We start from the raw sequence: 539 nt of genomic DNA on the forward strand, positions 1-539 counted from the left end.
CCCCAGGCGAGGGAGTGGGCGGGGAGGCCGTGGGTGTGGCGGTGGGTGGCGAGGGCGTCGAGGTAGGCGTTGGCGGCGGCGTAGTTGGCTTGTCCGGGGCTGCCGATGGTGGCGGCGATGGAGGAGTAGAGGACGAAGGCTTGGAGGGGGAGGTGGCGGGTGGCTTGGTGGAGGTGCCAGGCGGCGTCGGTTTTGGGTTGGAGGACGGTGTGGAGTTGTCGGGGGGTGAGGGTGGTGAGGGTGGCGTCGTCGAGGAGGCCGGCGGTGTGGATGACGGCGGTGAGGGGGTGGTCGGTGGGGATGTGGGTGAGGAGGGTGTCGAGTGCGTGGCGGTCGGTGGTGTCGCAGGCGGTGATGGTGGTGGTGGCGCCGAGTTCGGTGAGTCGGGTGGTGAGTTGGTCGGCGCCGGGGGTGTCGGGGCCGCGTCGGCTGGTGAGGAGGAGGTGGCGGATGCCGTGGGTGGTGACGAGGTGTTGGGCGAGGAGGCTGCCGAGGGTGCCGGTGCCGCCGGTGATCAGGACGGTGCCGTTCGGGTCGAG

At 71.4% G+C, this 539-nt stretch carries 1 protein-coding gene; it reads right to left on the reverse strand.

The genetic code is table 11. The features are described from left to right. On the reverse strand, nt 1–539 hold a 539-nt coding region (locus IF30_RS0140490), incomplete at both ends, for an SDR family NAD(P)-dependent oxidoreductase (RefSeq protein WP_030248274.1).

The organism is Streptomyces sp. NRRL S-350 (assembly GCF_000719705.1).
In the GTDB taxonomy this organism is placed as follows: domain Bacteria; phylum Actinomycetota; class Actinomycetes; order Streptomycetales; family Streptomycetaceae; genus Kitasatospora.